The following is a 12870-nucleotide window of genomic DNA, read 5'->3' as shown; positions in this document are numbered from 1 at the left end:
GCAATATCATATGGCTCCCCAACTATCCGCTGTTGTCATTCACGTACTCAACATCTGGCAAACCTGCGAATGGTATCGTCAGGTATTCGGCTTTGTTGCAGCAATATCACCCGATGCTGCTTCGGCCCACTTCCAGGTGGCGGGCCAGTCGCTCATCTTCGTGGCCCACGACGCACAGGAAGAAACCTTCGGTCCTCATCGTCCCAATTCCTTTTTGGCCGACCCACCAGCCTTTCACCTCGATATCACTACCACCGATGTGCAATCACTCTTCGACCATGCTCTATCCCACGGAGCTGTGCCCGTGTTGCACCCTGCTCTAAATGCCCAGGGGCAGGTAGTGGCTGGTCTGCGCGACCTCAACGGCATCTTAGTTCAGCTCATTCAGTTTCTGCCCACTAATATCCAAAATAAAGTATGAGTTCATCCTTACCTATTTAGGCAAAACCACCTCAGCTTGCAGGAAATCGAATGCCCGACCTCATGTTACGTTTGTGTTACCAATCCTGCCCACAAACTGTAACCCACTACCCGAGTGCCCTACGAACTCGACCTGCTCACCCGGCTCGTCTCCGGTGATTTGTCTCCTGCCAGCTTCCGGCTTTCTGAACAAACGACCCATCGCAATTTTCTGCGCCACCGTTTCACCGCTTACGTCCGCCATTTCAAAGTCCAGTATTTGGGTTCCGAACTCGGCGAGTTTACCTACCAGCGCCACGACGAATTCGTATTTCTCGAACTCAACGACCTGCCAGGCCTGCCCGCCGTACCCACCGGCCCCGAGCCGCGCACCCTGGGCCTGCTACTGGCCGACGCGCTGCCCCGCCTCAGCCTCTCCCTGCCCGAGCTGCAAGATGCCAATTGCCACCGGGTCGGCGACCAGTTCTTTCTCGAACTCACCGCCGCCAGTAGCTTCGAGAGCCTGCCCGCCACCAAAGCCCGCTACTTCTATTACCACACGCAGCTACTCGACGAGGCCGCCCGCCTGCACCGCGCCCTGCCCGCCTGCGCCCTGCTGCGCCCAGATACCGCCGCGGTCACGCGCTACGTGCAGCAGCACCAGCGGACCCTGCAAAATCTGCTGACCCACGTCCGCCAGTACCTTGAACCCGCCCGCCGAGCCGACTACTACGGCACCCCGCAGTTCTATTCGCTGGCTGAGGTTCACCAATTGATGTATGTGGAACTGGAAAAACTGCTGGCCTATTTCGAGCAAAGCTTTCCTGAACACCTCAATCTCACCACGCCGCTATCTTACCGCCGCCTGATACAGGCCCTCGCCGACGTGCAAACCCCGCTCGCGGCCGTGCTGCTGGCCTTGCACAGCGCCGAAGGCCTGCCCGAGCCGTTGCTGGCACCCGTACGCGAGTGCCTGAACTGCCTGCTCATCACCGTCCAGGATACCAGCCTAAGCTACCAGGATTTGCTTTACCCGCGGCTGCTACTCCGCGAGTTGCACAGCCGTCTGCAGCGCGGCTGGTCCCTCACGCCCGAAAACCTGGGCCGCCTGCTGCTGCGCTACAATTTCAACGCGCCTCAGTTCTTTCGCTTGGTCAAAGACTACGTGCGCGCAGAGGCCGAAGCCGCCGGCGACCAGCTCGCCGACCAAGTACCCGTAATCCTGCGCTACCTCACCCGCTACCGCCAGCTCCAGCCCGCCACCGAAGTCGCTTACGTGCCCACGTTACCGCCGCTCCGAACCCAACTCATCAACTGGCTCGAAGCCGAGCACGAATACCTCAGCCACCTGGTGCAGGCCACCAACGCTTCGGCCCCGGCCGCCGCTTCGGAAGCCGCCCGAATTCTCACCCCGTTGTCGGTCGCTCAAATGGCTCAGCTGCTACGTACTCTTTACGACGCTGGGGTTTTCGGCCAAGCCAGCCAGCGCGACCTCTTTAAAATGCTGGCCACCAACTTTCGTACTGCCCGTCAGGAACGCATTTCCGAAAAAAGCCTGGCTGCCAATTTTTATAATTCTGAAGAAGGCACCCGCCAGGCCGTCGAGAAGCTGGTAGCCAAAATGCTCCAATCCGTGCGACAGCCGACTAACGACCAATCAAATTAGCTACTCCTATAAATAAAAATTATTGCCCTGTAAATCAAATGGGTTGCAGGGGGTTGTACAACCCCTATAACTGGCGGCGCATGCCCTGAAACCATCCCTTTGTCGGCATCATCAAACGCCCACAAATCGTATGGCTGCCCGCATCATCACCCCCGAAGACCTTGCCGAATTCAAGCAAGAGTTGTTTCAGGAGCTGCAAAAGCTCTTCGCTGCCCAGGCCGGCAGCAGCCTCCAAAAGAAGTGGCTCAAGTCGCCCGAAGTGCGGGAGTTGCTTGGCATCTCGCCCGGCACGCTCCAAAACCTGCGCGTGAACGGTACGCTGCCCTTCACCAAGGTTGGGGGCATGGTGTACTACCAGTCCGACGACATCCTGCGGATGCTCGAAGAAAACCGTAGCAAGTAGGCGGCCCGCACCATGACCCCGCTGCCTACCACCCACGCCGTCATCCCGGCCGCCGTCCGCTACGACCTGGCCCTCCCGCCCGCCGCCCGCCTACTCTACGGTGAAATAACCGCCCTCTGCGCCCAGCGCGGCTACTGCTGGGCCACCAACGACTACTTTGCCCGGCTCTACCAGGTGCGCCGTGCTACTGTCTCCACCTGGATAAGCCAGCTCATCGAGCGCGGCCATCTTGCCACTGTCACCGACCCCGCCCATAGCAACCAGCGCCTGTTGCGCCCGGCCGCGGGCCTGGCACCGACTCCTGCCGATAAATCGTCAGCCCCACCCGATTTATCGAACCCTGCCGCACGGTTTTCCGCACCCCCCATTCCGCCAAACCGTATGGCCTATCCCGAAATTTCCTTCACCGAAATGGAGGCACTCCTATTAGGTAAAAAGAATGATAATAATGAATGGGAGATAGGAGGGCCACTAGCGCCCGAGCTTGAAGTTGAAGATGAGCTGCACCCTGCCGGCGCGGTTCCGCCGCCCATCCCCCCCGTTGCGCGCCCCCCCCTTCCCACGCCGCCAGCCGTCGGCGGCGCGTTTAAATGCCCCACGCTGGCCGAGGTAATCGCCTACTTCACACAGCAGCCCGATACGAACACCACGGTGGCCGCCGCCGAAGCCACCCGCTTCTGCAACTACTACCAGGCCAACGGCTGGCGCGTCGGCCGCCATGCAATGGCCGACTGGCCCGCCGCTGCCCGCAACTGGCTCCTCAACGCTGACCGCTTCAAAGCCCCGGCCGCCGCCAGCCCGGCAACCGGAGCCACGCCGCGCCTGCATTCTGGTGGCACCAAAAACTACAACGAGCCGCTATGAGCCAGTCTCCAGACTTTGAGGCCCTGTGGCGACACTTCCTTGCCCAATTCGCCGCCCAAGTCCCAGGCTTCAAGCTCGATGCCCACAACGAGTCCGTGTACCGACGCCTGTTGGCTCATTTCGCCGGCGACGCTCCTACTCAAACAGCCTTGGGTCTCGACCCTGGCAAGGGAATTCTGCTGCTTGGCCCCGTGGGGTGTGGCAAAACCGCCGCCATGCGCTTCTTCGAGCGCAACGCCCGAACCGCCTACCGCGTCGTCCCGGCCCGCGACGTAGCTCGCCGCTTCCTGACCGAAGGCTTCGCCGTACTCGACCGCTACGGGGCCCAGGCCTTCATGGCCCGTTCCTATGGTGCTGGCCACGGCCCCGACCATCGCCACCCCGTCACGTACTGCTTCGACGACCTCGGCGTGGAGCAAAACGCCCGCCTCTACGGCAACGAGTGCAATGTGCTGGCCGAAATCCTGCTTGACCGCTACGACCGGTTTGTTACTCACCGGATGCGCACCCACCTTACCAGTAACCTCAACGCCTCCGAATTGGAAACCCTTTACGGCGACCGCCTCCGTAGCCGCCTGCGCGAGATGTGTAACGTGCTGAGCTTCCCCACTACCGCTCCCGACCGGCGGCGGTAGGTGCCAGCGCAACCATTAAAGCCAATGCGTCTCAGGAAGTTTTGGCATCAGCAAGGGCATTTCCCGGTCATTGTGTTGTTCTAACAAGCCGACCAGTCCCGTTTCCACCCCCTGGATTTGCCCCTCCAACCAGCTGAGCGCCCTGCGCAGATGCTGCTCGGCCTGAGCATTTGCCACCGGGTGCTGCTGCAAAGCTTCCAGCGAGTTAAGCGCCGTCGTCTTTTGCCGAATGAATTGTTCGCTCACTTGTTCCAGCTGCCGGCACCCGACAAGCACAGCATCGTGTGGCTCGTGCTGCGTACCAACAGTGAGTCACCACTTGCGTGACTCACTGGAAACAGTCCTCCAGAAAAGTCCGGAGCGCCGGCGTGACCACCGTTTCGTTGGGCTCCCCGATGGCGTTGTTGACGCCTTCGTGGTCGTAGCGGCTGCCGTCTACCTGGCTCACCACGGTGCCCGCGGCCTGCAACTGGCTGATGAAAGCGTTGGCGTTGGCAACGCGCCCGGCGGCGCCGCGCTTGGCGACGAAAAACCGGGGGTACGCGGTGCCCGCGGCCACGTGGGTCATCGGCGAGGCCTGCCGCAGGGTGGCCGGGTCGTTGCCGAAAGCGTTCTGGTAAATGTCCTCCCCGCCCTGCCCAGTCAGGTCGTACGTATCCGTGTCGATGCTGGCCACTCCCTTCAGCCGGTTCAGGGCCAGGCCGCGCGCGGGCAGAAACTGCGGGCTCGTCCCCGTCAGGGATACCAGGTGGGCGCCGGCGCTGTGGCCCAGCAGCACCACCTTGGCCGGGTCGCCGCCGTGCGCGCCGATGTTGTTGAACACCCACTGCACGGCGTCGGCTACGTCGTGGTTGTGGTCCGGAAACTTGATGCGGTTGGGGTTGTTGAGCTCGAAGGAGGACGGGCTGAGCCGGTAGTTGACGCTCACAAACACGTAATCCAAGGAGCTGAACAGGCTGAGCTTGTTGGCCAGCTGCTGCGCCTTGTCGCCCTGGCGCCAGCCGCCGCCGTGCACCCAGATGACCACGGGGCGCGGCGCGGCGCTGATCCCGGTAGTGGCCCCGGTGGTGTACATGTCCAGGCTCAACAGGTTGGCGTCGGTGCCCGGCAGCGTCTTGTACTGTGCAGTGGTGGGCTCGCCGTAGGTATTGGTGGGGGAAGGGCCGTCGTTCTTGGTGCAGGCGGCGCTGCCTAGTAATACAGCGGCAGCAAATAGTAAAATCAGGAAATGGCGCATGGGGCAGTGGAGTGGCTTTTTACCATAGAGGAAGATTTGTCTTCAGGGTTTAAGCGCTTGATTCCCAAATAAAAATTCTTTTCCCGGGGGGTAAACCTGTTCCTGCTGGTCTTGTCTGAAGGGCTGAACCTCACCCCCAACGCCCGTGAAAATATTGTACTTTGCCTTGTTTGCGCTGCTGCTCCCTTGCCGGTTTGCGGCTGCTCAGCAATGGGCCAAGTCCTACTCCGCCGGGCAGACGGTGGCGGGCCAGTACCTGGGCGGCACCGAAATCCTGCACCTCGTGCCGCACAAGGGCCGGCTCTACGCCGGCAACAGCTACTGGATGGAAAGCCGGCGCACCCTGCCCGTGGCCGGCTGCCAGCTGCTAAGCAAGGCTTCGCCCACCGCCCCGTGGCAGGAGGAGCAAGAGTTTCCGGGCAGCCTGCGGATGAACAACCTCAAGCAGTTCATCTTTACCCGCGATAACAACGGCAACTTGCTGGCCCGGCCCGACACGGTGCTGCTGGCCAACCCCGGCAACGGCGACGGCCGGCTCATCGTGTACCTGCGCGACGACGCGGCCAACACGTGGGTGAAGGACAGCATCACCACCTTCACCTACCCCGGCGCCGACGTGAGCGTGCGGGCGGCGGGGATGCACTACGACGCGGCGGCCAACCGCCAGTACATTTTTCTGGGCCTCAAAACCACGGGCATCCTGCGGGGCGTGTACACCCCCGGCTTATCCACCAAAATAGCGTGGACAATAATCCCGGAACTGGCCGTGGGCCAGGAGTTCCGGGTGATGGGCTTTACGGAGCTGAACGGGGTGCTCTACTGCGGCACTTCCGAGAACGGCGTGGCCCGCATCTACCGTCGCAACGACTCGGCCACCAGCCCGAGCTGGACCCAGATTTGGACCGACAACCAGGGCAGCACCAACGCCGACATTCGCGGGCTCTCGGCGGTGGACCGCCCCGGCGGCCCCGGCCAGGTGCTGTGGTTTTCCTGGACCGGCAGCGCCCGCACCCTCGACCCGGCCACCGGCGTGGCTCAAATCGAGTTCAGCTACGCCCCGGACCTAGCCCAGCGCCTGGGTACGCCCATCAACGGGGTGCTGGCCGCCTACAACGACAACCTGCTGAGCTGGTACAACCCTCTGCGCCAGGCCACCGTGCAGCTCATCGGCTTCGAGGCCCGCTACACCACCCCCGGCCCCCGCGCCAACGTGGACCGCTGGAGCATCGACGGCATGTACTACGAGCGGGCCATCGTGAACGGGGCGGTCGGTTACACCCTGAAAAACATTCTCCAGAACGGCACTACGCCCACCGACACGCTGCTGGCCGTGCGCACGCTGTGCGCGTCGCCCTTTGCCTCGGAAGACGGCCAGGTGCTCTACGCCGGCGGCTACGACAGCAACGGGGTGCCGGCCAGCCAAACCGCCTGGGTGTACCGGGGCGACTTCGGCCTGAACCCGACGAGCACACGCAACCTGCGGGCCGATGCGGCCGGCGTGAGCGCCTACCCCAACCCGGCCCGCTCGGTGCTCACCATCGAAGTAAAAACCCACGACTTCCGCAGCGCTTCCCTGGCCGATATGGCCGGGCAGGTGGTGCGGCGGACCAGTGCGCCAACGCTGGACGTGCAGGCCCTGCCGGCGGGCCTGTACGTGTTGACCATCACGCTGGACGGCGGGCAAGTGACGAGGAAAATAGTGATTCAATAAAACCAGGGCGGTTTTCCGCTCCCTGTTTGTAGGATGCGCCCCCGCACCCTAGCTAGTAAATCCACACCCCTCATCATGAAAAACCTCCATGCAGCAGCCCTGTTGCTCCTGCTTTGCGCCTGCGGCAAAGAAAAAGAAGTTACCCCCACACCCAACGTCCCGGACAGCGCCACCGGCATCCTGGTGAGCGACGCGCGGGCGCAGATTGGGGACCCGGAATTTGACCCTTACACCGGGCGCATCTGTTGGCAGTCCATCACCGACCACAAGATTTGGGTGTGCGCCATTGACCCCGTGACGGGCAAGCTGGCCGTGGCCAACGGGCAGCAGACGCTGGTGGACGGCGGTGACGTGGTGCCGCTCACGGCCACGTTCAATGCCGGCGAGTGGGCCTTCAGCCGGGCGGGCGCGGCCATCGTGTACACCAAAAACAGCGGCGGCAGCCGCTACGTGGCCGTGGCCACCGAAACCGGTGCGGCCGGTACTCCCGGCGCCACTTGGGCGCTGAATACGCTCATGACCACGCCCAACCGCTTCCTGCCGCGGGCCACGAAGAACCCGAACGACAACGTGGCCGCGTTTCAGTGCGCGACTTCGCCCGGCACCAGCACCACGAAGTACAAATTTTTCGACAACCCCGGCACGGAGTTTTCCATCGCCAGTTTTAGCGACGCGCACTGGGCCGACGACGAGCAGGTGTTGACCGGCATCCTGCCCAACAATCAGGTGGGGCTGTTCAACCCCGCCAACCCCACGGCCGCGCCTGTGCAGCTTACCCAGACCAGCGGCACCACCTACTCGCGGCCCTACATGTGGCGGGCGCCCGACCAGGGCAACGCCCGCATGTTTTTCGCCAAGGCCAACGGTAATGAAATTCAGGTGTTCAAGGAAACCGCGCCGGGCAGCAATGCCTACGCCCCGTTTCAGCAGTTTCGCTGCCCTTCCACCAACCCGGCGTACCCCAACATCGGCTCGCCGGAGCCGGTGATTTACAAGGGCAAGTCCTACATCACGTTCATGGCCTCGTCGTCGCCGCTGGAAACGACGGGCGGGCCGGCCGAAATCTGGCTCGCCACGGTGAGCAGCACCGCCCCGGCCTACAAGATGGTGTCGGACAACTCGGTGCGGGCCCGCACCGACCCCGAGCCTTACCCCACCGCCGCCGGCCTCTACATCTACTACACCGAAGTGGACGACGCCGCCACCCCCGACAACGTGCTCGACCCGACCACGATTCTGCGGGTGCGCCGCTGCGAGACGGGGCTGTAGGCTGGTTTTGGGTTTTTGGAGGCTATGCAAAAAACGACAAAAAGAACGTCATGCTCATCTGGCGTTCGCGCAGTCGAAGCATCTCTACCACTTCGTTGAATCGACTGGATTACTTGCGTAGTAAAGATGTTCCGAGTAGAGATGCTTCGGCAAGCGGACGCTAGACGAAGCATGAGATTCTCGCAGGTTATTCTTTATTCCCAAATTGATTTCCTCCCATCGATATGAAAACGTTACTCTGCGTTCTGGCCCTGGCTTGCACATTCGGCGGAGCCCGGGCCCAATTCTCCCGCTCCTACACGAGCGGGACCGTGGACCCCGGCGGCAACTTTATGGGCGGCACCGAAATGCGGGTGCTGGCCACCCACAAAGGCCGGCTGTTTGGCGGCACCGAAACCTGGAAGGACGACACCACCGGCACCTGCGACTCGTTCATCGGGGCGCAAATCGTGCGGCTCGACGCGCCCACCGGCCCCTGGCGGCTCGACAAGCACTTCAACACCTTCTTCCCCAACCTGACCGGCCGCGAGCGCAAGCGCAACGAGGGCATTACGGCGCTGGAATCGGTGGTGTTCCGCACCGACCAGACCGGGACCGCGCTCAGCGCCCCGGACACGGTGCTGATTGCCGCCGCCCGCGACTTCACCGGCATCCTGTCGGTGTACACCCGCAACGATGCGGCTACGCCCGCCGCCTGGACCGAAACCGTCATCGGCACCGTGCCGGCGAACCCCACCGGCGGCAATGACAACGACGGGACGATTCGCAGCTTCATCGTATACCGCGACAAGGTGACGGGCGTGGACCGGATTTTCGCCGGCTCGCTGCCCAACGGCCTTATCTCGGGGGCTTATGACGCGACCCGGCCCGGCAAAATCGCCTGGAACACGGCCGCCGCCGAGTTTTCCGGCTTCGTGGGCCGGCCCATGGCGTTCGCGGTGTGCAACGGGGATTTGTACTGCGCCATCGCGCCCAACATCTGGAAGCGCAACGACGGCCCCAACCCGACCTGGACCTCGGTGTTTTCCTACCCGTTCGTGGCGGTGCCGGGCGGCAGCAGCGGGTTTCGGGGGCTGACCACCATCAAGAACCCCACCGGACCGGGCCAAGCGTTGCTGGCTGCGCTAGAAGGCACGGTGAGCCGGATTTACCGCGTCACGCCCAGCGCCACGCTGCCCTACCCAGTGGCGACGGAGTACGACGTGGACATTGCTCTGACCGCTGCCTTCGGCTACCCCGGCCAGTACTACGTGGTGGCCAACAGCGAGATGACCTGGGTGACGGAGCCGGTCACGGCCGATTCGGTGCTCACCATCACGCTCCAGCACCACCCGGCCAACCTCCGCGACGACGCCTTTTACCTGACCCGCAAGCAGGTGGGCGCCGCGGTCACGTATTCGCTGAAACGCATCGACAACACCATGTTCGGGCCGCTCACGGTGCTCAATTCCACCCGCGCCATCGCGGCTTCGCCTTTCGTCAACGACGCGGATTTCGTGTACGTCGGCGGCTACGATGCCGACGATAATCCGTCGCACAACACGGCCTACGCGCTGCGGGCCAGCAAAACGGCCTTCTTCAACCCGGCTGGTAGCACTCCCGTCGTGGCCGGGCTAAAGCACCGCGTGGTGATTCCGTCGCTGACCGACGCCGGCATCAGCAACGATTTTGGCTACCACCAGACCTTCGTCAACACCGCCGTGGCGCCGCGCAACAAGCTGTTCTTGTTCCTGCCCGGCTCCAACTCCAGTCCCTTCGGCTACGATGGGGTGCAGAAGCTGGCCGCCGAGCAGGGCTATCACGCGCTGGGCCTGAGCTACAGCAACGCCACCATCAGCCCGCTCTGCGCCGGCTCTTCCGACAGCCTGTGCTTCGATAAAGTACGGGGCGAAGTCATCGACGGGACTGACCGCACCCCGCTCGTGGCCGTGGACGCGGCCAACTCCATCACCAACCGGGTGCTCAGGGCGCTGCAATACCTGCACACCAACTTCCCGACCGAAGGCTGGGGCCAGTTTTACAGCGGTAATGCGCCGGATTGGACCAAAATCGCCGTGGCTGGCCACTCGCAGGGCGGCGGCCACGCGGCCTTCATCGCCAAGCAAACCGTGGTGGACCGGGCCGTACTCTTCGCCGCGCCGAAGGACTACTTCGTCGCGCCGCTGCGCAAGGCCGCGGCCTGGGAAAACCGGCCCTCGGCTACCCCCACCTGCCGCTCCTACGCCCTCACGCACCAGGCCGATAACCAGGGCTGCACCCCGGCCCAGCAGCTGGAAATATTCCGGCGGCTCGGCATCGACCGGTTTGCGCCCGCCCCGGCCGTGTTCGAAACCAGCAACGGCGCCTACAACAACAGCCACGTCCTGCTGTCGTCGCTGGCCGGCCTCACGGGCGGCAGCGCCCACAACGTGGTGGCCGTGGACGTGGCGGCGGCCACCATCTGCAAGGTGCCGTACTACACGCCAGCCTGGGTGTACATGCTCACCCACGCGGGCTGCGGCGTGGTCACGGCCGCCACCAACCCCGCGGCCGCCCCCGCCGTCGCGGTGTATCCCAACCCGGCTTCCGGCACCATTACCATCGCCCCGCCGTCGGCCGCTGACTTCACCACCGACATTGTGAACACCCTGGGCCAGCGCGTTTCCGCCACGCGCAACCAGCGCATGGTGGACGTTTCGCACCTGCCGAACGGCATTTATTTTGTCCGGGTGTCGGCCGGGGCGCAGCGTTCCACGCACAAGCTGCTCGTGCAGCGGTGAGTGTAACTGGCCTTTTCGTAGCAGCGGGGCGGTAAAATTCCTTTAAGGCCAAAGCTGTGCTCCGCGGATGGGCAGGATGACCTCCGCCCATGTGCGTCAACAAGCCTCGATTTCGCGCCGCCGCTGCCGAAACCGGATAAAACCGGTGAGCATGACCACGGCGGCGGCCAGCACGGCCCCGTAGCCGAGTGCACCCGTCCGCACGGGATGCAGTTGAATCAGGACCAGCCCGAAACCGAGCATGGCCAGGCTGGTGCGCACGTAGGTGAGAAACGTGCGCTCGTTGGCCAGGCGGGTGCGTTGCAGGGCTAGGCGGTCAGTAAGGGAAAGAGGGTCGGGCATGGGCAGTAAACAGGAAGCGGTACCCAGCGTACGAAAAAAAGCCAGGGCTGCCGGTATAACTGGCCAGAAAATGCGGCTGGACTACGGCTGCCTTGTCCAGCCGCCGCCCAGGGCGCGGTATAGGTCGATGAGCAGCAGGAACTGCTGGCGACGGGCGGCCGTCAGGTTCAGCTCCGCGTCGAGCACGCTACGCTGGGCCGTCACCACTTCCAGGTAATTGGCGTAGCTGGCCGAGTAGAGTTTGTTGGAAACGGCCACGGCCTGGGTGAGGGCGGCCACTTCCTGCTGGCGCAGGTCGGCGGCGCGGCGGTAGTTTTCCAGCCCGCGCAGGTCGGTGGTTACCTCCTCAAAACCGGTTTGGATGGCTTTCTGGTGGTTCCAGTACGCGGCTTGCTGCTGGGCGGCGGCGCGGCGGTAGTTGGCCCGGAACAGGCTGCGGTTGAGCAGCGGAGCTGATAGGTCGCCGAGCAGGCCCAACGTCAGCGAGCCGGGCGTTTGCAGCAGCAGCGCGGGCGTGTAGGAATTCACGCCTAAATAAGACGCCAGCGTGAGCGAGGGCAGGAAGGCGGCGCGGGCGGCGGCCACGTCGGCGCGGGAGGCCACCAGTTCCAGCTCGGCCTGCTGCACGTCGGGCCGGCGCAGCAGCATGGCGCTGGGCAGCCCGGCCGACACGGCGGCGGGCACCGTTTGGGCGGTGAGCGCCCGGCCGCGGCGGATGGCCTGCGGGTAGCGGCCCAGCAGGCGGTTCAGGGTGTTTTCGGTGGCCACGATGCGCTGCTCGGCCTCGACCTGCAGGCTGCGGGTGCGCAGCAGCTGGGCAATGAACTGCTGCACGGCCAGCTCGGTGGCCCGGCCGCCCAGCTTTTGCAGCTTCACGATTTCCACGGCCCGCTCCTGCAACGCCCGGTTTTTGCCCAATACGGCCAGCTGGTTGTCGTAGGTCAGCAGCTCGTAGTAGAGGCTGGCCACCTGGGCCACTAGGGCAGTTTGCACCAGGCGGCGGCCCTGCTCGCTGGCCAGCACCCGCGCAAAAGCGGCTTGGCGGCGCTGGCGCAGCTTGCCCCAGAGGTCAATTTCCCAACTGCTGCGCAAACCCAGGAAAAAGTTGGGTACGCCGTTGGGCAATTCCCGGCCGTCGTTGGTGCTGGTTTGGCCGAGGGCGGCGTAATCGGCAAAACGGTCGAAGCTCCCGGTGGCCCCGGCACTGACGATGGGCAGCAGCGCCCCGCGGGCGGCCACCAGACCGGCGCGGGCCTCTTCCACGCGCTGCACGGCAATGAGTTGGTCGGGGTTGGCCCGCAGGGCCGTGTCGATGAGGGCCACCAGGGCCGAATCAGCGAAGAACTGCCGCCACGAAAGTTGCGCCACGCTGGCTGTATCGGCCGCATTGGCAACGGCGGTAAAGGTGGAGGGAGAGGCAGTAGCGCGGGGCGACGCAACGGGTGGGGCCACCGCCGTGCAGCCGCCGAGCAACGCCCCCGTCAGCAGCGCCCCCGTCAGCAGCGCCAATCCGCCGCCCCGGCCGGCCAGCCGGGGGAGAAAACGCAGGAAAGAACGGAGAAAACCAGATGAATAAACAAACATA

12 protein-coding genes are annotated in these 12870 nt (G+C 63.9%); 8 read left to right on the top strand and 4 right to left on the bottom strand.

Translation table 11 applies throughout. The features are described 5' to 3' along the window. The first annotated feature begins 10 nt into the window (after positions 1–10). The 5 genes from RMO51_RS03175 to RMO51_RS03155 all read left to right on the top strand — a co-directional run bounded on the left by RMO51_RS03175 (position 11) and on the right by RMO51_RS03155 (position 3967). A complete protein-coding gene (locus tag RMO51_RS03175; RefSeq protein ID WP_310391913.1) occupies positions 11–421 on the top strand; it encodes a VOC family protein in 411 nt (136 codons plus the stop codon). 114 nt (positions 422–535) lie between these two features. Next, entirely contained in the window at positions 536–2065 is a 1530-nt protein-coding gene (locus RMO51_RS03170) for a hypothetical protein (protein WP_310391912.1), read from the top strand. Between the two features lie 130 nt (positions 2066–2195). Beyond that, on the top strand, positions 2196–2468 hold the full coding sequence (locus tag RMO51_RS03165) for a helix-turn-helix domain-containing protein (RefSeq protein WP_310391910.1): 273 nt from the start codon (positions 2196–2198) through the stop codon (positions 2466–2468). A gap of 12 nt (positions 2469–2480) precedes the next feature. Next, on the top strand, positions 2481–3332 hold the full coding sequence (locus tag RMO51_RS03160) for a helix-turn-helix domain-containing protein (RefSeq protein WP_310391909.1): 852 nt from the start codon (positions 2481–2483) through the stop codon (positions 3330–3332). Continuing rightward, on the top strand, positions 3329–3967 hold the full coding sequence (locus tag RMO51_RS03155) for an ATPase (protein WP_310391908.1): 639 nt from the start codon (positions 3329–3331) through the stop codon (positions 3965–3967). Before RMO51_RS03160 ends, RMO51_RS03155 begins: the two co-directional genes overlap by 4 nt. Positions 3968–3982: 15 nt before the next feature. On the opposite strand, the gene RMO51_RS03150 is transcribed toward RMO51_RS03155, so the two are convergent. Then, entirely contained in the window at positions 3983–4213 is a 231-nt protein-coding gene (locus RMO51_RS03150; RefSeq protein ID WP_310391906.1) for a hypothetical protein, read from the bottom strand. Between the two features lie 82 nt (positions 4214–4295). Beyond that, positions 4296–5204 (bottom strand): alpha/beta hydrolase, encoded by a 909-nt coding sequence (locus tag RMO51_RS03145; RefSeq protein WP_310391904.1) that lies wholly within the window; start codon positions 5202–5204, stop codon positions 4296–4298. 145 nt (positions 5205–5349) lie between these two features. On the opposite strand from RMO51_RS03145, the gene RMO51_RS03140 reads away from it, so the two are divergent. From RMO51_RS03140 to RMO51_RS03130, 3 genes are all read left to right on the top strand, one after another. After that, on the top strand, positions 5350–6915 hold the full coding sequence (locus RMO51_RS03140) for a T9SS type A sorting domain-containing protein (RefSeq protein WP_310391902.1): 1566 nt from the start codon (positions 5350–5352) through the stop codon (positions 6913–6915). Positions 6916–6990: 75 nt separating this feature from the next. Continuing rightward, positions 6991–8184, top strand: coding sequence for a hypothetical protein (locus tag RMO51_RS03135; protein ID WP_310391901.1), 1194 nt, complete (start codon positions 6991–6993; stop codon positions 8182–8184). Positions 8185–8408: 224 nt separating this feature from the next. After that, complete coding sequence (locus tag RMO51_RS03130) at positions 8409–10943, top strand: T9SS type A sorting domain-containing protein (protein ID WP_310391899.1); 2535 nt, start codon at positions 8409–8411, stop codon at positions 10941–10943. 96 nt (positions 10944–11039) lie between these two features. Here the strand turns inward: RMO51_RS03130 and RMO51_RS03125 are convergent, their stop codons facing one another. Together RMO51_RS03125 and RMO51_RS03120 are read right to left on the bottom strand one after the other, a co-directional pair. Next, entirely contained in the window at positions 11040–11285 is a 246-nt protein-coding gene (locus tag RMO51_RS03125) for a DUF202 domain-containing protein (RefSeq protein ID WP_310391897.1), read from the bottom strand. Between the two features lie 81 nt (positions 11286–11366). Beyond that, positions 11367–12869 (bottom strand): efflux transporter outer membrane subunit, encoded by a 1503-nt coding sequence (locus tag RMO51_RS03120; RefSeq protein WP_310391895.1) that lies wholly within the window; start codon positions 12867–12869, stop codon positions 11367–11369. Position 12870: the final 1 nt, after the last annotated feature.

It is taken from the genome of Hymenobacter sp. (assembly GCF_031398885.1).
In the GTDB taxonomy this organism is placed as follows: Bacteria; Bacteroidota; Bacteroidia; order Cytophagales; family Hymenobacteraceae; genus Hymenobacter.
The sequence above is the reverse complement of the archived record's forward strand: the minus strand, read 5'-3'. Positions and strand labels throughout refer to the sequence as shown.